General features: G+C 45.0%; 1 protein-coding gene and 1 pseudogene. Both read right to left on the reverse strand.

The genetic code is table 11. The features are described 5' to 3' along the window. A pseudogene (locus B2U97_RS01575) lies at positions 1-264 on the reverse strand (DUF547 domain-containing protein); the annotation flags it as partial. A 12-nt stretch (positions 265-276) separates the two neighbouring features. Continuing rightward, the gene (locus B2U97_RS01580) at positions 277-675 is read right to left on the reverse strand and encodes a hypothetical protein (RefSeq protein WP_286830198.1); all 399 of its coding nucleotides are present in this window, start codon (positions 673-675) and stop codon (positions 277-279) included. Between the last annotated feature and the right edge of the window lie 105 nt (positions 676-780).

Consider the following 780-nt stretch of genomic DNA (forward strand, 5'->3'; position numbering starts at 1 on the left):
ATTAATTAAAAAGGCCAGTTGCTGCTCATGCGTCCAGCTTTCATACTGTCCGGGCTCAACTGCAGACAGCGATGCGAGATACTTGTCCAGTGACCGACGGTTTTTAGCCAAATCGCGATAACTAACCGCTGACTTTAAACCGTCATCATAGACCTCAACATGATCATTCAGAACATCAGTAAAAGCGGTATGAGATTGCTCAAATGACTGCGCGGATGCAGCCATTTGCCAGCTCATAGCCAGAACAAAAAATATGACTCGCATAGTCGCTCCATCTTAAAGGCTCAGCTTGGTATCATACTCGCGTAGCATAAAGAGTGCGATGCAAGCGGCTAACATTGGCCATGCCGCAAAAAACAGAAGGTTGTTAAAGGCGTCCAGATATTGTGGAAATGACGAAAAAGTCGACACGGCATGCATAATTAATATTAAACCGTAGGTTATCGTTTTCCATAGTCCAGCAACAAAAGCCAGACAAAGAGCCACTTGAAGCCCGCCCAGTACAGCAGCTAAAGTCGAAGACAAACCACTTATTCCATAAAAGCCTTCGAACACTGCGGCGGTATGTCCCGGGTTCACAAACTTATCCAGCGCCCATACAAACATAACAATGAAAATACCGACCCGTAGCGCTAACAACGCCCACGGAAGTTTTTGTTCTAGTGACTGACTCATAGTTGTTTCCGTTGTTGGTTTTAGTGTTTCACCCGGTGCCATCGCATTCGGCTAGGCGAACTTTTTAAATGGTTCATCTATAGGTGTATTTGCAATATGGTTTGT

This window comes from Idiomarina sp. UBA3176, from assembly GCF_002364295.1.
Taxonomy (GTDB): Bacteria; Pseudomonadota; Gammaproteobacteria; order Enterobacterales; family Alteromonadaceae; genus Idiomarina; species Idiomarina loihiensis.

What these genes read in the sequence shown, in the direction of transcription:
- B2U97_RS01580 (WP_286830198.1), bottom strand. Translation starts at nt 675, where the DNA reads ATGAGTCAGTCACTAGAACAAAAACTTCCGTGGGCGTTGTTAGCGCTA.